The organism is Pseudomonas sp. OA65 (assembly GCF_017498305.1).
Taxonomy (GTDB): Bacteria; Pseudomonadota; Gammaproteobacteria; order Pseudomonadales; family Pseudomonadaceae; genus Aquipseudomonas; species Aquipseudomonas zanjanensis.
The window spans coordinates 19,429-42,541 of record NZ_JAGDEZ010000011.1 but is presented as its reverse complement, the minus strand read 5'-3'; the positions used below and the strand labels follow the sequence as shown (position 1 = coordinate 42,541).

20 protein-coding genes are annotated in these 23,113 nt (G+C 59.8%); 3 read left to right on the top strand and 17 right to left on the bottom strand.

The genetic code is table 11. From position 1 onward, the window contains the following. Positions 1 to 35 precede the first annotated feature (35 nt). Positions 36 to 500 (bottom strand): DUF3859 domain-containing protein, encoded by a 465-nt coding sequence (locus tag J3361_RS11780; protein ID WP_018610122.1) that lies wholly within the window; start codon positions 498 to 500, stop codon positions 36 to 38. Between the two features lie 209 nt (positions 501 to 709). Then, the gene (locus J3361_RS11775) at positions 710 to 1,720 is read right to left on the bottom strand and encodes an amidohydrolase family protein (protein ID WP_207964750.1); all 1,011 of its coding nucleotides are present in this window, start codon (positions 1,718 to 1,720) and stop codon (positions 710 to 712) included. Between the two features lie 126 nt (positions 1,721 to 1,846). Here J3361_RS11775 and J3361_RS11770 point away from each other — a divergent pair, with 126 nt between their 5' ends. After that, positions 1,847 to 2,707 (top strand): pirin family protein, encoded by an 861-nt coding sequence (locus J3361_RS11770; RefSeq protein ID WP_207964749.1) that lies wholly within the window; start codon positions 1,847 to 1,849, stop codon positions 2,705 to 2,707. Positions 2,708 to 2,866: 159 nt separating this feature from the next. Here J3361_RS11770 and J3361_RS11765 read toward each other — a convergent pair whose 3' ends face one another. The 4 genes from J3361_RS11765 to J3361_RS11750 form a co-directional block, all read right to left on the bottom strand. Continuing rightward, the gene (locus J3361_RS11765) at positions 2,867 to 3,595 is read right to left on the bottom strand and encodes a dienelactone hydrolase family protein (protein ID WP_207964748.1); all 729 of its coding nucleotides are present in this window, start codon (positions 3,593 to 3,595) and stop codon (positions 2,867 to 2,869) included. A 69-nt stretch (positions 3,596 to 3,664) separates the two neighbouring features. After that, positions 3,665 to 5,569 carry a molecular chaperone HtpG gene (htpG, locus tag J3361_RS11760; RefSeq protein WP_060743152.1) on the bottom strand — a complete coding sequence of 635 codons (1,905 nt, stop codon included), beginning with the start codon at positions 5,567 to 5,569 and terminating at the stop codon, positions 3,665 to 3,667. Between the two features lie 87 nt (positions 5,570 to 5,656). Then, positions 5,657 to 6,118: a PaaI family thioesterase gene (locus J3361_RS11755; RefSeq protein ID WP_207964747.1), complete on the bottom strand. Its 462-nt coding sequence runs from the start codon at positions 6,116 to 6,118 to the stop codon at positions 5,657 to 5,659. Continuing rightward, entirely contained in the window at positions 6,115 to 6,591 is a 477-nt protein-coding gene (locus tag J3361_RS11750; protein WP_207964746.1) for a PaaI family thioesterase, read from the bottom strand. Before J3361_RS11750 ends, J3361_RS11755 begins: the two co-directional genes overlap by 4 nt. A gap of 157 nt (positions 6,592 to 6,748) precedes the next feature. Here J3361_RS11750 and J3361_RS11745 point away from each other — a divergent pair, with 157 nt between their 5' ends. Further along, a complete protein-coding gene (locus tag J3361_RS11745) occupies positions 6,749 to 7,018 on the top strand; it encodes a hypothetical protein (protein ID WP_207964745.1) in 270 nt (89 codons plus the stop codon). Positions 7,019 to 7,095: 77 nt separating this feature from the next. Here J3361_RS11745 and J3361_RS11740 read toward each other — a convergent pair whose 3' ends face one another. The 11 genes from J3361_RS11740 to sdhC form a co-directional block, all read right to left on the bottom strand. Further along, entirely contained in the window at positions 7,096 to 7,833 is a 738-nt protein-coding gene (locus J3361_RS11740) for a DUF599 family protein (protein WP_207964744.1), read from the bottom strand. 255 nt (positions 7,834 to 8,088) lie between these two features. Then, a complete protein-coding gene (gene brnQ / locus J3361_RS11735) occupies positions 8,089 to 9,402 on the bottom strand; it encodes a branched-chain amino acid transport system II carrier protein (protein ID WP_053123957.1) in 1,314 nt (437 codons plus the stop codon). Positions 9,403 to 9,868: 466 nt separating this feature from the next. Beyond that, positions 9,869 to 10,753, bottom strand: a complete 885-nt coding sequence (gene sucD, locus J3361_RS11730) for a succinate--CoA ligase subunit alpha (RefSeq protein ID WP_003179236.1) — start codon at positions 10,751 to 10,753, stop codon at positions 9,869 to 9,871. Further along, positions 10,753 to 11,919, bottom strand: a complete 1,167-nt coding sequence (gene sucC / locus J3361_RS11725) for an ADP-forming succinate--CoA ligase subunit beta (protein ID WP_003179235.1) — start codon at positions 11,917 to 11,919, stop codon at positions 10,753 to 10,755. Before sucC ends, sucD begins: the two co-directional genes overlap by 1 nt. A 196-nt stretch (positions 11,920 to 12,115) precedes the next feature. After that, positions 12,116 to 13,552: a dihydrolipoyl dehydrogenase gene (lpdA, locus tag J3361_RS11720; RefSeq protein ID WP_207964743.1), complete on the bottom strand. Its 1,437-nt coding sequence runs from the start codon at positions 13,550 to 13,552 to the stop codon at positions 12,116 to 12,118. Between the two features lie 106 nt (positions 13,553 to 13,658). Then, on the bottom strand, positions 13,659 to 14,882 hold the full coding sequence (gene odhB, locus J3361_RS11715; RefSeq protein ID WP_207964742.1) for a 2-oxoglutarate dehydrogenase complex dihydrolipoyllysine-residue succinyltransferase: 1,224 nt from the start codon (positions 14,880 to 14,882) through the stop codon (positions 13,659 to 13,661). Positions 14,883 to 14,926: 44 nt separating this feature from the next. Further along, positions 14,927 to 17,758 carry a 2-oxoglutarate dehydrogenase E1 component gene (locus J3361_RS11710; protein ID WP_207964741.1) on the bottom strand — a complete coding sequence of 944 codons (2,832 nt, stop codon included), beginning with the start codon at positions 17,756 to 17,758 and terminating at the stop codon, positions 14,927 to 14,929. 262 nt (positions 17,759 to 18,020) lie between these two features. Beyond that, positions 18,021 to 18,725 carry a succinate dehydrogenase iron-sulfur subunit gene (locus J3361_RS11705; RefSeq protein WP_207964740.1) on the bottom strand — a complete coding sequence of 235 codons (705 nt, stop codon included), beginning with the start codon at positions 18,723 to 18,725 and terminating at the stop codon, positions 18,021 to 18,023. An 11-nt stretch (positions 18,726 to 18,736) separates the two neighbouring features. Continuing rightward, a complete protein-coding gene (gene sdhA, locus J3361_RS11700; RefSeq protein WP_053123969.1) occupies positions 18,737 to 20,509 on the bottom strand; it encodes a succinate dehydrogenase flavoprotein subunit in 1,773 nt (590 codons plus the stop codon). 3 nt (positions 20,510 to 20,512) lie between these two features. Beyond that, on the bottom strand, positions 20,513 to 20,881 hold the full coding sequence (gene sdhD / locus J3361_RS11695) for a succinate dehydrogenase, hydrophobic membrane anchor protein (RefSeq protein ID WP_030138327.1): 369 nt from the start codon (positions 20,879 to 20,881) through the stop codon (positions 20,513 to 20,515). After that, a complete protein-coding gene (sdhC, locus tag J3361_RS11690) occupies positions 20,875 to 21,249 on the bottom strand; it encodes a succinate dehydrogenase, cytochrome b556 subunit (protein WP_003179220.1) in 375 nt (124 codons plus the stop codon). The genes sdhD and sdhC overlap by 7 nt, the downstream gene beginning before the upstream one ends. 365 nt (positions 21,250 to 21,614) lie before the next feature. Between sdhC and gltA the strand changes: the two genes are divergently transcribed. Then, complete coding sequence (gltA, locus tag J3361_RS11685) at positions 21,615 to 22,904, top strand: citrate synthase (protein WP_207964739.1); 1,290 nt, start codon at positions 21,615 to 21,617, stop codon at positions 22,902 to 22,904. The last annotated feature ends 209 nt before the right edge of the window (positions 22,905 to 23,113 follow it).

The window sequence follows — 23,113 nt, the reverse complement described above, 5'->3', positions numbered from 1 at the left end:
GCCCGCTCCCACATGAGATCTGCAGTGGGTGGAATTCAGCGCACGACAAACCGCTGCTGTGTCAGCAGCCGATCACCCTGGAACACCATGAACCGCCACTCCCCCGGCACCACTTCGTGGCTTTCGGTGAATTCGTAGGCCATGACATCCTGGGGTGCGCCGGGTACCAGTTTCTGGATGACCTCGAACTTGTCGTGGCGCACGCCATCGGGGGTGCGGATACCGGGGGTGAAGTACAACAGGGTCAACGGCTGGTCGTCAGCAACCTTGCCGGCCAACTGATAGCGCATGCCGAACTTGGTGCCCAGCTTCGCCGGTACGCTCTCGGTCTGACGGATCTGCTCGTTGCTGCGCCGCAGGACCCGCTCTCCCGACTGCAGCTCGGCTTGCGGCCCTTCGAAGACGCCATATTCCACCGGGCCTTCGACACGGACTTCGGCCTGTGCCAGGCCGCAGGTCAACAACAGCGCGACCAGTGCGCTTGAACGGGTGAGGTGCATAGTGCGCTCCTTGATTGAGATGAGCGCGAGGGTATGACGCGGGAGTGACAGGCTGATGACAAAGCCAAGTTCACCATGCCACCAATAGCTGGGGATAGGATTGACCTGTGGCGAGGGAGCTTGCTCCCGCTCGACTGCGCAGCAGTCGCCAGGTTTTGGGGCTACTGCGTAGCCCAGCGGGAGCAAGCTCCCTCGCCACGAAAGCGGATTTAGCGGGCCACTGAGCGCGGCAATACCGAAAGAAAGTTATCCCGCGCCACTCTCCTCGCCACGTCTTCCGGCAAGGCATCGAGGAACGGATCGAAGCCGCGCAGCTCCTTACCCACCTTGTTGAAACGCCCGACCACATCCGACCCCACCATGAAGCGCTCAGGAAAGCGCTCCACCAGCTGTACCCACTCAACCCGAGGCTTGCCCGCCTCATCCAGCAAGTACGGCGTGAGTACGCTCCAGGACAGGTCGACGTAGAGATTGGGGTAGGCCTCGAGCAGGCGGGTCAGGGTCGGTAGCAGAAAATCCAAACGGGTCTGGTGACGATGGATTTCCATGCTGGTGCCGGCATGGGCCCAGATGAAGCGCGTGTGCGGGTGATTGCGCAACGGTTCCTCGATTTCCGCCAGGTACAGCGGATTTTTCTCACGCTTGGACGTGATATTGGAATGCAGCATCACCGGCAGGTCGTTCTCGGCCGCCAGATGATAGATCTTAGTCATGGCTTCGTTGTTGGCCCGTGGCGTATCGCCCGAGGTCAGCGCCGTCAGGTCGTCATGGCGGGTGAAGACTTCACCGATGCCTTGCCACAAGCCCGGATAGAGATCGAGCATGCGTTGGATGTGGGCGGCGGAGTTCTTGTCGTTGGGATTGAAGCCCGACAGGAACGGATGGAAGTGCTGGCGCTGTTCGTCGGTCAGCTTGCTCACCGCCGCGGCGACAATCACATCGGTGGCACTGTACCAATAGGCGTCCGCGTCATCACCGGCGTAATAACGCGGGCGCTTGGGCTCGTCCTCATGCCATTTCTTGGCCACCGGCACACCGGAAATCATCACGTGCTCGATGCGGTTGTCCGCCATCGCCTGGAGCAGCTTGGGCATGCCGGCGCTTTCCTGGAAGAAATCGACGTAATGCAGGTGCGCATCGCTGTAGGCATATTCGCGGGCCATGGCGGCGGCGCTCGAAACGACCAACAGCCAGGCAAGGATCAAACGGGTCAAAGGCACGGGCAGTCTCCAGAAGCCATGAACAGCGTAGACCCTCGCCGTCCCGCCTGGGTTCAAGGTGCATGTGCAGTGTCTGCCGGCGGCGGGTTATGCTTCGGCCAACCGTTGTTCAACCTGGAAGACAACATGACCGCTCCCCTGACCGTTCGTCCCCGCGCCGAAGACGTCGAAGGCCAGCCGATCCTTCGCCCGCTGCCGTCCGCCAAATGCCGCAGCGTCGGGCCTTTCGTGTTTTTCGATCACATGCTGCCAACCACCTACCCGGCCGGCAAAGGCATGAACATCCGTCAGCATCCACACATTGGCCTGTCCACCCTCACCTACCTGTTCGAAGGCCAGCTCCAGCACAAGGACAGCCTGGGCTCCGACCAGGTGGTGGACGCCGGCGATGTCAGCTGGATGACCGCCGGCAGCGCAATCGCCCACGTCGAGCGCACCCCGGAGTCATTGCTGGGCAGCCCTTTCGTCATGCACGGCTTGCAAGTCTGGCTGGCCTCGCCCAAGTCCCACGAAGAAGGCCCGGGACACTACAGCCATCATCCCGCGCAAAGCCTGCCGGTCAGTGAGAACCTGGGGGTCAGCATCCGTATGATCGCCGGGTCAGGCTTTTGCCTGGAATCCCCGGTACCGGTGCTGTCGCCAACGCTATACGCCGAGCTGAACCTGCAGACCGCAACGACCTTGCTGATTCCCACCGAGCATGAAGAACGGGCCTTGTATGTGCTGAGCGGCGAGGCGCTATTGGATGGCGAGCCGGTAGAAGCCCATTCCCTGGTGATATTGCCAGCCGGGGAAGCAATGACACTGTTTGCCGAAAGCGATTGCCATGCCGTGTTGTTCGGCGGCGCGCCCCTGGACGGGCCACGGCGGATGAACTGGAATTTCGTCGCCAGCGACCCGGCCCGGATCGACGAAGCCCGCCGACGCTGGGCGGCTGGGGACTGGCCGACGGTGCCGGGGGAAAGCGAGCGGATCGAACTGCCCTGAGTTCAGGGTTGTCTGGCTGGGCCCCTTCGCGAGCAAGCCCGCTCCCACAAGGACCGAGTCGCCCGCAGCACTGTGGGCATCGCAGATCCACTGTGGGAGCGGGCTTGCTCGCGAAGGGGCCAGTCCTGACACCAACAATGCTCAGTACCCGCCCCGACCTCAGCCCTTGAACACTTCATCCAACAAGTTATGCATCGACCGGAACGCCCGTCCGGCGACCTTGGCGTCGTACATCATCTTGCCCGGCACGTTGGCCTGCGGATCAGTGAACGAGTGCACCGCACCGCCGTAGCTCAGCAGTTGCCAATCCACCCCGGCGGCATTCATTTCATCTTCAAAGGCCGGTAGCTGCTCTTTCGGCACCAGCGGGTCGGACGCGCCATGCATCACCAGCACCGCGCCCTTGATGTTCTGCGCATCGGCCGGGTTCGGGGTATCCAAGGTGCCGTGGAAGGAAATCGCGGCCTTGAGCGGTGCGCCTGTGCGTGCCAACTCCAGTGAACAGCAACCGCCGAAGCAGAAGCCGAACGTGGCCAGCTTCGTCGTGTCGACCTCGGCTTCGCCCTGGCTCTGCAACTGCTCGAATGCCGCCTGCATACGCTTGCGCAACAACGCCCGATCATTCTTGAGAGGCATCATCGCCGCCCCCGCCTCATCGGCATTGCTTGGACGAACCGTTTGCCCATACAAGTCGGCGATCAACACCACATAACCATTGGCCGCCACCGACTTGGCGATGTCTTCGGCACCCGCCCCGACCCCCATCCAGTTCGGCGCCATCAGCAAACCCGGGCGCGGGCCCTGCTGGTTGACGTCGAAGGCCAGGCGGCCTTCATAACTTTGACCATCGATCTGATAGACCAGCGAACGAACCGTAACCTGACTCATGACGGACTCCTTTTTGACTGAACACCAGAAATGAAAAAACCCGCCGAAGCGGGTTTTTCCTGCACTTGTTTAAGCTGACAGTTCAACCAACAGCTTGTTCAGGCGACGCACATACGCCGCCGGATCCTTCAGGCTGTCGCCGGCCGCCAGGGCCGCCTGGTCGAACAGGATGTGCGACAGATCGCCGAAACGCTCTTCGCTCTGCTCGTTGTCGAGTTTTTCCACCAGCGGGTGGGCCGGGTTGAATTCGAAGATCGGCTTGGAGTCCGGGACTTTCTGGCCGCTGGCTTCGAGGATCTGGCGCATTTGCAGGCCCAGGTCCTGCTCACCGATGGCCAGGATCGCCGGGGAATCGGTCAGGCGGTGCGAGACACGCACTTCGCTGACGGCGTCGCCCAGGGCGGTCTTGATCCGCTCGACCAGGCCTTCCTTGCTCTTGGCGACTTCTTCGGCGGCTTTCTTGTCTTCTTCCGAATCCAGGTTGCCGAGGTCCAGGTCACCCCGGGCCACATCGACGAAGCTCTTGCCGTCGAACTCGTTGAGGTAGCTCATCAGCCACTCGTCGATGCGGTCGGTCAGCAGCAGCACTTCGATGCCTTTCTTGCGGAAGACTTCCAGGTGCGGGCTGTTCTTGACCTGCGCATAGGTTTCACCGGTCAGGTAGTAGATCTTGTCCTGGCCTTCCTTGGCGCGGGCCAGGTAATCGGCCAGGCCAACGATCTGCTCGCCATCGTCACCCTGGGTCGACGCAAAGCGCAGCAGGCCGGCGATTTTCTCTTTGTTGGCGAAATCCTCGGCCGGACCTTCCTTCATCACTTGGCCGAAGTTCTTCCAGAAGCTCTTGTACTGCTCGGGCTCGTTCTTCGCCAGTTTTTCCAGCATGTCCAGCACGCGCTTGGTCAGTGCCGATTTCATGGAATCGATGATCGGATCTTTCTGCAGGATTTCCCGCGAAACGTTCAGCGACAAATCGTTGGAATCCACCACACCCTTGATGAAGCGCAGGTACAGCGGCAGGAACGATTCGGCCTGGTCCATCACGAACACACGCTGCACGTACAGCTTCAGGCCCCGTGGCGCTTCGCGCTGGTAAAGGTCGAACGGTGCGCGGGCCGGCACGTACAACAGCGAGTTGTATTCCAGCTTGCCTTCAACCTTGTTATGGCTCCAGCTCAGCGGGTTCTCGTAGTCGTGGGCGATGTGCTTGTAGAACTCCTGGTATTCCTCGTCTTTCACTTCGGTGCGTGGACGGGTCCACAGGGCACTGGCGCGGTTGACGGTTTCCCACTCCACTTCAGGCTTTTCTTCGCCTTCGGCGGCGGTGACTTCCTTCGGCAGCTCGATCGGCAGCGCGATATGGTCGGAGTACTTCTTGATGATATTGCGCAGGCGCCAGCCATCGGCGAACTCGTCTTCGCCGGACTTGAGGTGCAGCACGATGCGGGTACCGCGATCAGCCTTGTCGACGGTGGCGACTTCAAACTCACCTTCGCCCTTGGAGGACCAATGCACGCCTTCGCTCGCAGCGAGGCCGGCACGGCGGCTGAACACTTCGACCTGGTCGGCCACGATGAACGCCGAATAGAAACCGACGCCGAACTGACCGATCAGGTGGGAATCTTTCTTCTGGTCGCCGGACAGGTTCTTCATGAAATCTGCCGTGCCGGACTTGGCGATGGTGCCCAGGTGCGTGATCACCTCTTCGCGGCTCATGCCGATGCCGTTGTCTTCGAGGGTGACGGTTTTCGCGTCCTTGTCGAAGCTCACACGGATTTTCAGCTCGGCGCCGCCTTCCAGCAGTTCAGGCTTGGACAGGGCTTCGAAACGTAATTTGTCGACAGCGTCAGAGGCGTTCGAAATCAGCTCGCGAAGGAAAATTTCCTTATTCGAATACAGCGAGTGAATCATCAGGTGCAGCAGTTGCTTCACCTCGGTCTGGAAGCCCAGGGTTTCCTTTTGAGTTTCCACGCTCATGGTCATCAAACTCCAAGTGGATGGTGGTGTCCGCCTCGCTGAGATTGGCGGCGGGATGTCCTCAAGGTGGGGGCGACGCGGATGATTTCAAGGGCGATCGGGTTTTGAGGGTTCCTGGATCTTGAAATGTGCCCGGGCGGTGGCGATGGGTTGTGCCTCGACTTCTTGCCAGGCGGTGATCGCGACGTTCGCCACCCGCCGGCCCTGACGCCAGACCTGGCATTTGGCATAGGTGTCGCGAAACTGCCCGGTGCGCAGGTAATCGAGGGAAAAGTCGATGATTTTCGGTATGCCTGGCGTGCCGGTGGCGATCAACAGGTGAACGGCGGCCGACAGCTCCATGAAGCCGGCGATGACCCCGCCGTGGATGGCCGGCAGTAAAGGGTTACCAATGTTGTCTTTGTTGGCCGGCAGGCGAAACACCAAGTCGTCGCCCTGGCGCGTGCATTCGACGCCGATGAGTTGGGCATAGGGGATCGAGGCGAGCAGCAGCGCGTAGTCGCCCTGCTCACAGGCGCGGCGCAGGTGTTCCTGGGTGATATCGGTCATGGTTGGCCCGCGGTGGTTATCGGACTGGCCTTGCCCATTCCCCTGGCATGCTGGCCGAGGCGCATGAACGTGCCCACCACATGGGCGATGGGCTGCTCGGGGTCGTCCTGGTAGGCGAACCCCCGGGTGAAAATCACGTCCGGGGTCACCCGATAACATTGAGCGAAGCCGTAGACGTCCTTGTGGGGCTCGGCGGCGTGCATGTAGTCGATGCGCAGGTCGAGGGTGGGGCAGACTTCGAATTGCGGCAGCACGCATAGGGTCGACATGCCGCACGCAGTGTCCATCAATGAGGTCAGCGCGCCGCCGTGGATGATGCCCGTCAGAGGGTTGCCGACGATTTTCGGGCTGAACGGCAGGATGACCGTCAGCCCGTCACGACTGGCGCTGTGCAGCTTCAAGCCCAGCACCTGACAATGCCTGAGTGCGGATAAAAAGCGTGTCGCACGCTCAAAAACGGGGTCTTCGGCCATTTGATTAACGCTCCAGTGAGTGACGAGACCTGGCGACAGGCGCGATCCACAAAGTTCCGCTGCAGTGCAAAGTTATATATCTGTTACGCAACAGGAACTTAATCCGAGGGGTGGCGTTCAAAAGGCCAGTAGTTATTTCCATAAGGAGAAACACCCCATGCGTAAGACTTTTGCTATTGCCTTGATGTTGGCCGCTTCCCTCGGCCTCGCTGCCTGCGATAAAAAATCCGAGGACAAAGCTCAAGATGCCAACCAACACGCTGAGCAAGCTCAGCAAGACATGAACAAAGCACAGGATAAAGTGAACGACGCGGCGAAAGAAAACGCCGAAGCCGCCAAAGCTCAGGCCGAATCGAACGAAGCAGCCGCGAAAGAAGCAGCCCCTGCTACTCCAGCTGACCCAGCTGCCCCAGCTAAAACCAACTGATACGGTTTTAGCGGCAAAAGAAAACCCGCCTGGTGCGGGTTTTCTTTTGCCTGCGATTCGGGAAAGCAGCCGAGCGGTCAGGCCGCTTCCTTGCCAACCTCGGGCGCTGGCGCTTCCGTGGGGGTATAGACCATCACGTCCAGCACATCGGAATGAAACTCGCGCTGATACAGCACAAACACCACGCCAGCACTCATCAGCATGAATAACCAAGGGCTGACGAACCACGCCAACATGGTCATGCCAAAGTAATAGGCACGCAGGCCAAAGTTGAACTGGTTGGCGGCCATGGAGATCACTCGCGCCGCCCTGAGTGCAAAGGCCTTGCGCTCCTGCTCCGAGACATGGCGCTCGCCGATCATCGGCGCCGAGCCAATCAGCACCGCCGCGAAGTTGTATTGGCGCATGCACCAGCTGAACGTAAAGAACGCATACACGAACACCAGTGCCAGACACAGCAACTTGACCTCCGCCATGCCCTGGGAAGCCTGTTGCACCAAGGGGATGTCCGCCAGCAACGACACGGCCCGATCCGACGCCCCAAGCACCGTCAGGATACCGGCCAGGATGATCAGCGTACTGGAAGCGAAGAACGACGCGTTGCGCTCCAGGTTACCGATCACGCTGGCATCGGCGATGCGGTTCTCACGCAGCAGCATGCGGCGCATCCAGTCTTCGCGGTACAGGTGCATCACACTGGCCAGGCAGGCTGTATCGCGGGCCTTCCAAGTGGCGTAACGGGTGTAGCCCGCCCAGCAGATGATGAACCAGGCGGCGGCAAGCAGATGGATCAGGTTGGCTTGGATGAATGACATTCGATTCCTTGTATGACAAAAACATGGAGCATCTTGCAGTGAACCCTGTGGGAGCGGGCTTGCTCGCGAATGCGGTGTATCAGCTACAAATGTGCCATCTGACACACCGCATTCGCGAGCAAGCCCGCTCCCACAAAGATATGTGTAAGCCTTTCGACGTTAGTTCATGGAAAAAGACACCGCACTCAAAAAAAATGCCCCGTATCGATTGATACGGGGCATTTCGATTTTATCGGCGGGCCTGCGTGAAGCAGATCAGGCCAACGCTTCGCTGCGCTTGCCCAGCAGGCGATCACACACCACCGCGACCGCCAGGGTCATCACCGAAGGCACCAGCCAGGCCAGGCCTTGCTCGCTCAGCGGCAAGTGAGCCAGTTGCGTCGGCATCCAGTCCGCCAGCCCCGCGCCCTTGAGCGCATCGATCAGGCCAAACAGGAACGACACCAGCATCACCGGGCCGACGATGCGCCCCTGCTCATGCCAGAAGTCCTTGCAGAAGCTCAGGGCCACCAGGGCGATGCACGGTGGGTAGATCGCGGTGAGGACCGGAATCGAGAAGGCGATCAGCTTGGTCAGGCCCAGGTTGGACACCAGCAGCGAAAAGGCCGCCAGGATCACCACCAAGGTCTTGTAGGACAGCGGCAACACGCGGCTGAAGTACTCCGCGCAGGCGCAGGTCAAACCGACCGCAGTCACCAGGCACGCCAGGGAGATCAGCACCGCCAGGAAACCGCTGCCCAGGCTGCCGAAGGTGTGTTGCACGTAGGCGTGCAGCACGGCGGCGCCATTGGTTGCACCCGCGGCCACTTCATGGCTGCCCGAACCCAGGCGGAACAGGCTGACGTAGACCAGCGCCAGGCCCACCCCGGCAATCAGCCCGGCGATGATCGCGTAGCGGGTGATCAGGGCCGGCGACTCGACGCCCCGGGAGCGGATCGCATTGACGATGACAATGCCGAACACCAAGGCGCCCAGGGTATCCATGGTCAGGTAGCCATTGATGAAGCCTTGGGAAAACGGCGCCGCCACGTATTCAGGCGTGGCCACGCCGATATCGCCGGCCGGCAAGGCAAACGCAGCGATGCCGAGCACGGCCAGGGCGATGATCTTCAGGGGAGCAAGGAAACGTCCGACGGTGTCCAGCAGGCGGCCCGGGTAGAGCGAGATGAAAAACACCAGCAGGAAATACACCGCGCTGTAGAGGAACAGCGCCAGCGGGCTTTCGCCGGTCAGAGGCGCCAAGCCGACTTCGAACGAAACGGTGGCGGTACGTGGCGTGGCGAACAGCGGGCCGACTGCCAGGTAGCACACCGCCGCCAGCAACCCACCGGCGATTTTACCGATGGGGCTGCTCAGGGCATCCATTGCGCCACCGACCTTGGCCAACGCAACGACCGTGATGACCGGCAGCCCGACCGCGGTGATCAAGAAGCCCAGCGCTGCCATCCAGACATGGGGCCCGGACTGCAAACCGACGATAGGCGGGAAGATGATGTTGCCAGCCCCGACGAACAGGGCAAATGTCATGAAACCAAGCGCCAGGATGTCCTGGCCTTTCAACACTTTCATTAAGGAAACCACACTACTGAATCGGAATTTAGAGAGGGATTTCCCCGAGGGTAGAGGGAAATGCTGCCGATCCGTATGGGACCGACCCGTTTAGCGCGGCGCTTCCTTTTGGGCAGCGATCGCAAAAATGGCTGCTAGCCTAACGAATTTGGCGATAAAACGCACTGTAAAGGGGCAAACTATCCGATGCACGACGCTCCCGTGTCGCGTTTACGTATCTATTTTTCCTGCGCAGGACCCTGTGGCGAGGGCATTTATCCGTGGGAGCAAGGCTTTGTGGGAGCAAGGCTTGCCCGCGATGCAGGCGACCCAGTTCTATCTGTCAGATCAAGCTGATGCCATCGCGGGCAAGCCTTGCTCCCACAGAGTGGACTGCACCCCAAAAACCTTGCTTCTGTGGCCCCAGAAACGACAAAGGCCACCCGGAGGTGGCCTTTGTTGCTGGAACGAAAAGGTCAGCCGTAGCTTACTTCTTCATTTCCCAGCCAGTCAGCTCGGCCAGGGCCTTGCCGATGTCTGCCAGCGAACGCACGGTTTTTACGCCTGCGTCTTGCAGCGCAGCGAACTTCTCGTCTGCAGTGCCTTTGCCGCCAGAGATGATTGCGCCAGCATGGCCCATGCGCTTGCCCGGAGGAGCAGTCACACCAGCAATGTAGGAAACAACCGGCTTGGTCACGTTGGCCTTGATGTAGGCAGCGGCTTCTTCTTCAGCCGAACCGCCGATCTCACCGATCATGACGATCGCTTCGGTCTTCGGGTCTTCCTGGAACAGCTTCAGGATGTCGATGAAGTTCGAGCCTGGGATCGGGTCACCGCCGATGCCGACGCAAGTCGACTGACCGAAACCGGCGTCAGTGGTCTGCTTCACAGCTTCGTAGGTCAGGGTGCCGGAACGGGACACGATACCGACCTTGCCTGGCAAGTGAATGTGACCTGGCATGATGCCGATCTTGCATTCGCCTGGAGTGATCACGCCTGGGCAGTTAGGGCCGATCAGGGTGATACCCAGCTCGTCGCACTTGACCTTGGCTTCCAGCATGTCGATGGTCGGGATGCCTTCGGTGATGCAAACGATCAGCTTGATGCCGCCGAACGCTGCTTCAAGGATGGAGTCCTTGCAGAAAGGAGCTGGAACGTAGATCACGCTGGCGGTGGCGCCAGTGGCGGCTACAGCGTCTTTCACGGTGTTGAACACTGGCAGGCCCAGGTGCTCGGTGCCGCCCTTGCCCGGTGTTACGCCGCCAACCATCTTGGTGCCGTATTCGATGGCTTGCTGGGTGTGGAAACTACCTTGCGAACCGGTAATACCCTGGCAGATAACCTTGGTGTCTTTATTGATCAGGACGCTCATTATTTGCCCTCCGCAGCTTTAACGACTTGTTGAGCAGCGTCGGTCAGGCTGGTAGCAGCGATGATGTTCAAACCGCTTTCTGCCAGTACTTTAGCGCCCAGCTCAGCGTTGTTGCCTTCAAGGCGAACAACAACCGGGATTTTCACGCCGACTTCTTTCACGGCGCCGATGATGCCTTCGGCAATCATGTCGCAGCGAACGATGCCGCCGAAGATGTTGACCAGTACTGCAGCGACGTTGGTGTCGGACAGGATGATCTTGAACGCTTCGGTAACGCGTTCCTTGGTAGCACCGCCGCCCACGTCGAGGAAGTTGGCTGGCTTGCCGCCATGCAGGTTGACGATGTCCATGGTACCCATGGCCAGGCCGGCACCGTTGACCATGCAGCCGATGTTGCCTTCCAGGGCTACGTAGTTCAGTTCGAACTTGGCAGCGTGCGCTTCGCGCGGATCGTCTTGCGACGGATCGTGGAAAGTCTTCAGCTTAGGCTGACGGTACATGGCGTTGGCGTCGATGTTGATCTTGGCATCGAGGCAGTGCAGGTCGCCGTCGGCCTTGATCACCAGCGGGTTCACTTCCAGCAGCGCCAGGTCGTGGTCCTGGAACAGCTTGGCCAGGCCTACGAAGATCTTGGCGAACTGAGTGACCTGCTTGCCTTCCAGACCCAGCTGGAATGCCAGCTCGCGACCCTGGAATGGCTGTGCGCCAACCAGTGGATCGATGGTGGCCTTGAGGATTTTCTCAGGGGTATCGTGAGCGATTTTCTCGATGTCCACGCCACCTTCGGTGGAAGCCATGAACACGATGCGGCGGCTCGAACGGTCAACGACCGCGCCCAGGTACAGCTCTTTAGCGATATCAGTGCACGATTCAACCAGGATCTTGGTGACTGGCTGGCCGTTGGCGTCAGTCTGGTAAGTCACCAGACGCTTGCCCAGCCACTGCTGTGCGAAGGCTTTGGCGTCTTCTTTGCTGCGAACCAGCTTGACGCCGCCCGCTTTACCGCGACCACCGGCGTGAACCTGGGCTTTGACAACCCATTCGCTGCCGCCGATTTTGTCGCAAGCTTCTGCTGCCGCTTCCGGGGTGTCTACCGCGTAGCCGGTGGATACTGGCAGGCCGTACTCAGCGAACAGCTGCTTACCCTGATACTCGTGAAGATTCATGCTTATTACCGTCTTCGTTAGGTACTGCGCATTCGGTGCTGCACCGTTGTGGTGCCGCACCACCTGTGACTGCTGCTTGCGTAGCGTTCCGGTGAACCGGTGTCGCTACGCAAGGCTGCGTCCAGCGGATATTCCGCGGTGAGTCTTGCTCGCAAGGCTCACGACGGGCCATACCGCCGTGGTTTCTTATTGTCTATTAACGCTTCTTGCGGTTGGCCACATGGATGGCGCCGCCATTTACGGCCAGGGCCGCTTCGTGCAAGGCTTCAGACAGGGTCGGATGGGAGAAGACCATCATGCCCAGGTCTTCAGCGCTGGTGCCGAATTCCATGCCGATCGCGCCTTGCTGTACCAGCTCGGCAGCGCTTGGGCCAATCACGTGAACACCCAATACGCGATCCGTCTTGGCATCGGCGATGACTTTCACGAAACCGCCGGTATCGTTGGCTGCCATGGCACGGCCGGAGGCTGCGAACGGGAAGGTGCCGACGTTAACTTCAACGCCTTCGGCTTTCAAGGCCTGCTCGGTTTTACCAACCCATGCGATTTCCGGGTGGGTATAGATAACCGATGGGATCAGGTCGTAGTTCATCTGGGCTTTGTGGCCCTTGATGCGCTCGACAACCATGATGCCTTCTTCGGATGCCTTGTGGGCCAGCATCATGCCGCGAACCACGTCACCGATGGCGAACACGCCCGGTACGGCGGTAGCGCAATGGTCATCGACCGCGATGAAGCCGCGCTCGTCGATTTCCACGCCGCTGTCGGCAGCCAGCAGGTCGGTGGTCACCGGACGACGGCCGACCGCAACGATCAGCTTGTCGAAGGTGATGGTCTGTTCGCCCTTGGCGTCGGTGTAGGTCACCACGACTTCTTCGCCATTGACCTTCGAACCGGTCACGCGAGCGCCCAGCTTGATGTCCAGGCCCTGTTTGGTCAGGGTTTTCAGCGCTTCCTTGGAAACCGCGGTGTCAGCGGCCATCAGGAAGGTGTCGAGGGCTTCGAGCACGGTCACTTCAGCGCCCAGGCGCGACCATACCGAACCCAGCTCGAGGCCGATCACGCCAGCGCCGATCACGCCCAGGCGTTTTGGTACAGTCTGGAATTCCAGGGCGCCGGTGGAGTCGACGATCACATTCTGGTCGACCGGAGCCGGTGGAATGTCGATTGGACGCGAGCCTGGTGCCAGGATGACGTTTTCGGCTTCGATCACTTCTACCGAGCCGTCCGGCTTGGTCACTTCGACTTTCTTGCCCAGCAGCAGCTTGCCGTGGCCCTGGATCGAGGTCACGCCGTTAGCCTTGAACAGGGTGGCAACACCGCTGGTCAGGTTCTTGACGATGCCGGCCTTGCGGCCAACCATCGCGGCAACGTCCATCTTCACTTCACCGGTAGAGATACCGTGAACGTTGAAGCTTTCTTTCGCTTCCTTGTACTTCCAGGAGCTGTCCAGCAGCGCCTTGGATGGAATGCAGCCGACGTTCAGGCAGGTACCGCCCAGAGCCAGCTTGCCCTCGCCATCGGTGTATTTCTCGATGCAGGCAGTGGAGAGGCCCAGTTGCGCAGCCTTGATGGCCGCTACGTAGCCGCCAGGGCCCGCACCAATCACTACCACGTCGAATTTCTGAGTCATAAAAGGTTCCTTTTAGCTGCAAGCTTCAAGCCGCAAGCTGCAAGTGGAAGCCGTCCTTGCTCGCTTTGAGCTTGAGGCTTGCCACTTGCAGCTTGCAGCTGCTTTTTTAAATATCCAGGAGCAGACGAGCCGGATCTTCAAGCAGGTTCTTGATGGTGACCAGGAACGTCACGGCTTCTTTGCCGTCGATCAGGCGGTGATCGTAGGACAGAGCCAGGTACATCATCGGACGAATCACGACCTGACCGTTGACCGCCATCGGACGTTGCAGGATGTTGTGCATGCCCAGGATAGCCGCTTGTGGCGGGTTGACGATCGGGGTCGACATCATCGAACCGAATGTACCACCGTTGGTGATGGTGAACGTACCGCCGGTCATTTCTTCGATGGACAGCTTGCCGTCACGGGCCTTCTTGCCGAAGGTGGCGATGCCGCCTTCGATTTCGGCCAGGCTCATCAGTTCGGCGTTGCGCAGTACCGGAACCACCAGGCCACGGTCGCTGGAAACAGCAACACCGATATCGGCGTAGCCGTGGTAGACGATGTCGGAACCGTCGATCGACGCGTTGACGGCCGGGAAGCGTTTCAGCGCTTCGGTGGCAGCCTTGACGAAGAACGACATGAAGCCCAGGCGTACGCCGTTGTGGGACTTCTCGAACAGGTCCTTGTACTTCGAACGCAGCGCCATGACTTCGGTCATGTCGACTTCGTTGAAAGTGGTCAGCATCGCCATGTTCGACTGGGCTTCAACCAGACGCTTGGCCACGGTGGCGCGAACGCGGGTCATCGGAACGCGTTTTTCAACGCGGTCACCGGCAGCGAACACTGGCGCGGAAGCGGCAGGCGCGGCTGGCTTGGTTGGCGCCGCGGCTGGCGCGGCTTTCTTGGCGGCAACGGCTGCCACCACGTCTTCCTTGGTCACACGACCGCCCTTGCCGGTGCCGGCAACGGAAGCGATGTTGATGCCGTTCTCTTCAGCCAGTTTGCGAGCAGCCGGAGCGGCGACTGGATCGTCTTCGCCCGAAGCAGCAGGCGCGGCGGCCTGAGCGGCAGCCGGTGCGGCAGCGGCGGCTGGAGCGGCAGCAGCAGCGCCGCCCTCTTCGATCGAGCCCAGGACCTGGTTCGACAGAACGGTAGCGCCCTCTTCGGCAACGATTGCGCCCAGCACGCCGTCAGCTTCGGCCAATACTTCCAGCACGACCTTGTCGGTCTCGATGTCGACGATCAGGTCGTCACGCTTGACGGCCTCGCCTGGTTTCTTGTGCCAAGTGGCAACGGTGCCATCGGCAACCGATTCCGGGAATGACGGGGCTTTGATTTCGATAGCCATTATCTGTGGGTCCTTAAAATTCGGTTTCAGTCAGCGCGAAGGCGTTAAACAGTGAAGGCATCTTGCAGCAGTTTTTCCTGCTGCTCGGCGTGCATCGACGCATAACCACACGCAGGTGCAGCAGAAGCATCACGGCCGGCATATTCCAGGCCCAGGGCCTTGTTATGGTTGCCGATGCTGCGACGCAGGTGATGCTGGCTGCTGTACCACGCGCCTTGGTTCATCGGTTCTTCCTGACACCACACCACATGGGTGAGGTTGGTGTAAGGCGCGATGGCCTCCATCAGGTCTTCTTCCGGGAACGGGTAAAGCTGCTCGATACGCACGATGGCGATGTCTTCGCGGCCTTCGGCACGACGTTTTTCCAGCAGGTCGTAGTAGACCTTGCCGCTGCACAGGACCAGGCGAGTGACCTTCGCCGCGTCCAGGGTATCGATTTCCGAAATGACGGTCTGGAACGAGCCTTCGGCCAGGTCCTCGAGCGTGGAAATCGCCAGTTTGTGACGCAGCAGGGACTTCGGTGTCAGCACGATCAGCGGCTTGCGCAGCGGACGGATGACCTGGCGACGCAGCAGGTGGTAGATCTGCGCCGGAGTCGTCGGTACGCAAACCTGGACGTTGTGCTCGGCGCACAGCTGCAGGTAGCGTTCCAGACGTGCCGACGAGTGCTCCGGCCCCTGCCCTTCATAACCGTGTGGCAGCAGCATGGTCAGACCGCAGAGGCGGCCCCACTTGTGCTCGCCGCTGGTGATGAACTGGTCGACAACCACCTGGGCACCGTTGGCGAAGTCGCCGAACTGGGCTTCCCAGATCACCAGGGCATTTGGCTCGGTGGTGGAATAGCCATATTCGAACGCCAGGACGGCTTCTTCGGACAGCAGCGAATCGTACAGGTCGAAACGTGGCTGGCCCTTGTACAGGTGTTGCAGCGGGATGTAGGTGCTGGCGTCTTTCTGGTTGTGCAGCGCCGCGTGGCGGTGCGAGAAAGTGCCGCGGCCTACGTCCTGGCCGGTGATGCGAATCGGGTGACCTTCGAACGCCAGGGTCGCGTACGCCATGGTTTCAGCGTAACCCCAGTTGATCGGCAGGCCACCGGCTTGCATCTTCTGCCGGTCTTCGTAGATTTTCGCAACCTGGCGCTGGACCACGAAGCCTTCCGGAATTTCCAGCAGCTTGGCGGACAATTCCTGCAGGGTCTTGAGGTCGAAACGCGTGTCGTGACGAGCGGTCCAGGCGTGGCCCAGATACGGACGCCAGTCCACGAACAGCTCTTTGTTCGGCTCTTTGACCAGGCTTTTTACAACGTGCAGGCCGTTGTCCAGGGCGTTGCGATATTCATCGACTTTTTCCTGGACGCGGGCAGCATCCAGGACACCGCCCTGGGTCAGGCGCTCGGCATACAGCTCACGGGTGGTGCGCTGCTTGGCGATCTGCTGGTACATCAGCGGCTGGGTGCCGCTTGGCTCGTCGGCCTCGTTGTGGCCGCGACGACGGTAGCAGACCAGGTCGATCACCACGTCGCGCTTGTACTGCATGCGGTAGTCGATGGCCAACTGGGTCACGAACAGCACGGCTTCCGGGTCATCGCCATTCACATGGAGAATCGGCGCCTGGATCATCTTCGCGACGTCGGTTGCGTACTCGGTGGAACGCGAGTCCAGCGGGTTGCTGATGGTGAAACCGACCTGGTTGTTGATCACGATGTGCACGGTGCCGCCGGTCTTGAAACCGCGGGTCTGCGACATCTGGAAGGTTTCCATGACCACGCCTTGACCGGCGAATGCCGCGTCACCGTGGATGGAGATCGGCAATACCTTCTCACCGGTCGGGTCGTTGCGACGATCCTGGCGGGCACGGACCGAACCCTCGACCACCGGGGAAACGATTTCCAGGTGGGACGGGTTAAAGGCCATGGCCAGGTGGACTTCGCCACCGGTGGTCATCACGTTGGACGAGAAGCCCTGGTGGTATTTCACGTCACCGGAGCCCAGCTCGACCTTCTTCTTGCCTTCGAACTCGTCGAACAGCTCGCGCGGGTTCTTGCCGAAGGTGTTGACCAGTACGTTCAGGCGGCCACGGTGGGCCATGCCGATGACGACTTCCTTGGTGCCGTAGGAACCGGAACGCTGGATCAGCTCGTCGAGCATCGGAATCAGGCTCTCGCCGCCTTCCAGGCCGAAACGCTTGGTGCCCGGGTATTTGGTCCCCAGGTATTTTTCCAGGCCTTCACCGGCGGTGACGCGCTCGAGCAAGTGGCTCTTGATGTCGGTGGAGTACGTCGGACGACCACGAACGCTTTCCAGACGCTGCTGGAACCACTGGCGCTGCTCGGAATCGGTGATATGCGTAAATTCAGCGCCGATGGTGCGGCAATATGTCTGCTGCAACGCTTCGTGAATTTCGCGTAGGCTCGCTTCCTCTTTGCCGATGAACAGGTCGCCGGCACGGAAGGTCGTATCAAGGTCGGCATTGGTCAAGCCGTAGTGAGTGATCGACAGGTCTGCAGGTGCAGGACGCTGCCACAGCCCCAGCGGGTCAAGCTGGGCTGCCTGGTGGCCACGCATCCGGTAGGCCTGGATCAGTCGCAGTACTTCAACTTGCTTCTTCTCATGCTCGGAGCTCACGCTGCCGGCAGACACCGGTTGAGCGCGGCGCTGGTTCTTTGCCAGCAGCACGAAATGATCGCGAATCGTCGAGTGCGAAACATCGGTGGCAGAGTTACCGTCAGCCGGCAACTTCTGAAAGTAGGTGCGCCACTCTTCTGGCACAGCGTTAGGGTCGTGCAGGTAGAGCTCATAGAGCTCTTCCACATAGGCAGCGTTACCACCGGAGAGGTGGGCACTGTTCCACATGCGCTGCATCACGCTTTCTTGCATGCTTGGTCACCCTCGATTAGGGGAACACCACCGGCGAAAACACCGAGCAAACTTGCAGAAGTCCGAGTGCAGCGACTAAAACAAGCCACTTAGGATCACGCTGATAGTCCGGGTACCAGCCCGGATGCCCCTGCTTGTCTCATTTCTTCAAAATAAGAACCGCCGCTTTGTAAGCGGCTGTTCTGGTTATAGCCATGACGCGGGTTGAAGCCCGCGCCCTGGCCTTTACGGGTACAGCGGTTCTACGGGTACAGCAGCTGAATCACACGCCGTTTTGCAGCAGCATGTTACGTACGTGACCGATGGCCTTAGTCGGGTTCAGGCCTTTCGGACAGACGTTGACGCAGTTCATGATCCCGCGGCAGCGGAATACGCTGAACGGGTCATCCAGTGCAGCCAGACGCTCGGACGTCTTGGTGTCACGGCTGTCTGCCAGGAAGCGGTACGCTTGCAGCAGGGCGGCCGGACCCAGGAACTTGTCCGGGTTCCACCAGAACGATGGGCACGAGGTCGAGCAGCAAGCGCAAAGGATGCACTCGTACAGACCGTCGAGCTTCTCACGTTCTTCCGGAGACTGCAGACGCTCGATGGCCGGAGCCGGCGTGTCGTTCTGCAGGAATGGCTTCACCTTCTCGTATTGCTTGTAGAAGATGCTCATATCGACGACCAGGTCACGGATAACCGGCAAACCTGGCAATGGACGCACCACCAGCTTGTTGCCCTTGACCACGGCCGACAACGGCGTGATGCAGGCCAAGCCGTTCTTGCCGTTGATGTTCATGCCGTCGGAGCCGCAAACGCCCTCACGGCAAGAGCGACGATAGGAGAAACCCTCGTCCTGCTCTTTGATCAGAGCCAGCACGTCCAGCACCATCAGGTCTTTACCACCGGTATCGACCTGGAAGTCCTGCATGAACGGCGCAGCGTCCTGATCAGGGTTGTAGCGATAAACACTGACTTGCAACATAGCGGTCACCCTTAATAAGTCCGGACTTTTGGTTCGAAAGTCGGAACAGTCTTCGGCGAGAAGTTCACGGCACGCTTGGCGACGCGTTTTTCACCCGGGAAGTACAAGGTGTGGCACAGCCAGTTTTCGTCGTCACGGTCTTCGAAGTCTTCGCGGGCGTGGGCGCCACGGGACTCTTTACGCACTTCTGCGGCGATGGCGGTGGCTTCGGCCACTTCCAGCAGGTTCTGCAACTCCAGCGCTTCGATACGGGCAGTGTTGAACGCCTGCGACTTATCGTTGATCTTCACGTTGGCGATTCGTTCACGCAATTGCGCCAACTGGGCGATACCCTTCTGCATGTATTCGCCGGTACGGAACACACCGAAGTAGTTCTGCATGCAGTTTTGCAGCTCGCGACGCAGGGTCGCCACGTCTTCGCCTTCGGTACGCTCGTTCAGAGCGGACAGACGCGCCAGGGCGGCTTCGATGTTGGCGTCGGTGGCATCGTCATATTCGATGCCGTCGGACAGCGCTTTCTCCAGGTGCAGGCCGGCAGCACGACCGAAGACCACCAGGTCGAGCAGCGAGTTGCCGCCCAGGCGGTTGGCACCGTGGACCGATACGCAAGCCACTTCACCCACTGCGAACAAGCCAGGGATGATTTCGTCCACGCCTTCGCCGTTCTGGGTGATCGCCTGGCCATGGATGTTGGTGGCAACGCCGCCCATCATATAGTGGCAGGTTGGAACCACCGGCACCGGCGCAACGACCGGGTCTACGTGTGCGAAGGTCTTGGACAGTTCGCAGATCCCTGGCAGGCGGCTGTGCAGCACTTCCTCGCCCAGGTGATCGAGCTTGAGCATCACGTGGTCGCCGTTCGGGCCACAGCCGTTGCCGGCGATGATCTCTTTAACCATCGAACGAGCCACGACGTCACGACCGGCAAGGTCCTTGGCGTTCGGCGCATAACGTTCCATGAAACGCTCGCCGTGCTTGTTGATCAGGTAACCACCTTCACCACGGCAACCTTCGGTCACCAGTACACCGGCGCCGGCGATGCCGGTCGGGTGGAACTGCCACATTTCGATGTCTTGTACCGGCACGCCAGCGCGCAGGGCCATGCCGACGCCGTCACCGGTGTTGATCAGGGCATTGGTGGTGGATGCGTAGATACGGCCTGCACCGCCGGTCGCCAGTACGGTGGCCTTGGCGCGGATGTAGGTGGTTTCGCCGGTTTCGATGCAGATCGCGATCACACCGACGAAGGCGCCGTCCTGGTTCTTCACCAGGTCAACGGCGTAGTACTCGTTCAGGAACGTGGTGCCGGCTTTCAGGTTGCCCTGGTACAGGGTGTGCAGCAGTGCGTGACCGGTACGGTCGGATGCCGCGCAAGTACGCGCAGCCTGGCCGCCCTTGCCGTAGTCCTTGGACTGGCCACCGAACGGACGCTGGTAGATACGACCTTGCTCGGTACGCGAGAACGGCATGCCCATGTGGTCCAGCTCGAACACCGCGGCCGGGCCTTCCTGACACATGTATTCGATAGCGTCCTGGTCACCGATGTAGTCGGAACCCTTGACGGTATCGTACATGTGCCAGCGCCAGTCATCGTTCGGGTCGGCCGAAGCGATGGCGCAGGTGATGCCACCCTGGGCGGAAACGGTGTGCGAACGCGTCGGGAAAACCTTGGTGATCACGGCAGTCTTGTGACCGCCCTGTGCCAGTTGCAGCGCAGCGCGCATGCCGGCACCGCCGCCACCAATAATGATGGCGTCGAAAGAAATCGTTGGAATGTTAGCCATGGATCAGATACCCCAGAGAATCTGCACACCCCAGACGAAGTAAGCGAACATCGCAACGCCGCATACCGCCTGGAAAAGGAAACGTACGGCAGTCGCCGACTTGCCGAACGCCATTTGCGTCAGGTAGTCGGTCGCAATGGTCCACATGCCGACCCAGGCGTGAGCGCCCAGTGCAACAAGGGCCAGCAGACTGAAGATACGCATCCAGTTGTTTGCGAACAGTTCATGCCATTGGGCGTAGCCAATGCCAGGGTTTGCCACGACATATCCGATCAGGAAAATGAAGTAAGCCGCGAGAACGACCGCAGACACACGCTGGGCCATCCAGTCATAGAGGCCCGAACGCGAAAGGTTCGTGACGTTGGTTACCATATCCAGACTCCTGCCAGAACGATCAGCACCGCAGACACGGCGATAATGATTTTCGAGCCCAGCTTGCCGCCTTCCAGCGTCTCACCGATGCCCATGTCCATGATCAAGTGGCGCACACCGGCAACCAAGTGATACAGCAAGGCGGACAGGATGCCCCAAATCACTAGCTTGGCTAGCGGACTGGTCAGACACGCTTTCACCTGACCGAAGCCTTCTTCCGAATCGAGCGACTTGTCCAATGCATAAAGCATGATGGCCAGGCTGACGAAGAGGATGACACCGGAGATACGGTGAAGAATGGACGTGTAAGCAGTGACTGGGAGTTTGATGGTCCTTAGGTCTAGGTTTACAGGTCGTTGGCTTTTCACGGCTTTTTTTTCACACTGAAGAGCCCCTAACAATCAGGGCAAAGTTGTTGGGGCGCGCACTGGTCAGGTACTCACCACCCAGGGAGTGACGACCCCCAAGAAAGCAGGCCCAAAAGCCCCTGGCGGTCGGTGGCCGAGTATAGACAGTTAGGCTACTAATGACAACGCGTTCACCTTCCCCTAATAGCGCATTGCACATAGGGCGCAAAAGGCGTAAACGGCAGGCAATTTCGCGGAAAAAGTCCGGTTAAAGCCTTCTGGAGCAAGACTTTAGGCAAATTGACATTCGGATTTATCTCACTATAGTGGTGCGGGCCCTGCGTGGGGGGTCTGTCTGATGATTCCAAGCATTAATAGGAGGCCACATGGCTGACAAAAAAGCGCAGTTGATCATCGAGGGCGCAGCCCCCGTCGAGCTGCCCATTTTAACCGGCACCGTTGGTCCCGATGTAATCGACGTACGGGGCCTGACGGCCACGGGCCGTTTCACCTTTGACCCAGGTTTCATGTCGACCGCCTCGTGCGAGTCGAAAATCACCTACATCGACGGCGACAACGGCATCCTGCTGCACCGCGGCTACCCGATCGAGCAACTGGCTGAGAAATCGGACTACCTGGAAACCTGCTACCTGCTGCTCAACGGCGAGCTGCCAACCGCAGAGCAAAAGGCCCAGTTCGTCAGCACTGTGAAGAACCACACCATGGTTCACGAGCAGTTGAAGACCTTCTTCAACGGTTTCCGTCGCGACGCCCACCCGATGGCCGTCATGTGCGGCGTTGTCGGCGCCCTCTCGGCCTTCTACCACGACTCCCTGGACATCAATAACCCCCAGCATCGCGAAATCTCCGCGATCCGCCTGGTGGCGAAGATGCCGACCCTGGCAGCCATGGTCTACAAGTACTCCATGGGCCAGCCCATGATGTACCCGCGCAACGACCTGACCTATGCAGAGAACTTCCTGCATATGATGTTCAACACCCCGTGCGAGATCAAACCGATCAGCCCGGTGCTCGCCAAGGCCATGGACCGGATCTTCATCCTCCATGCCGACCACGAGCAGAACGCCTCCACGTCCACCGTGCGCCTGGCCGGTTCGTCGGGTGCCAACCCGTTCGCCTGTATCGCTGCCGGTATCGCCGCACTCTGGGGCCCAGCCCACGGCGGTGCGAACGAAGCGGTACTGACCATGCTCGATGAAATCGGCGATGTCTCGAACATCGACAAGTTCATCGCCAAGGCCAAGGACAAGAACGATCCGTTCAAGTTGATGGGCTTCGGTCACCGGGTCTACAAGAACCGCGACCCACGCGCCACCGTCATGAAGCAGACCTGCGACGAAGTGCTCAAGGAACTGGGGATCACAAACGATCCGCAACTCGAACTGGCCATGCGCCTGGAAGAGATCGCCCTGACCGACCCGTACTTCATCGAACGCTCGCTGTACCCGAACGTCGACTTCTACTCGGGGATCATCCTCAAGGCGATCGGCATTCCAACCAGCATGTTCACCGTGATCTTCGCCCTGGCGCGGACCGTGGGCTGGATCTCCCACTGGAAGGAAATGCTCTCCAGCCCGTACAAGATCGGCCGCCCGCGCCAGCTGTACACCGGCTACGAGTCGCGTGACATCACCCAGCTGGAAGATCGGCACTAAACCCCAGCCCTAAAAAAACGGCCTCTTGATGAGGCCGTTTTTTTTGGGCTGGGGTTTAGTGAGCTGCAAGCTGCAAGCTCAGAGCAAAAGCCAAAGCAAAAGCAAAAGCAAAAGCAAAAGCAAAAAAATACCCCTGTCTCTCAACAGGGGCATTTCTGTACACCAGCTGCTTCTAACTTGCAGCTTGAAGCTTGCAGCTCGAAGCTGCC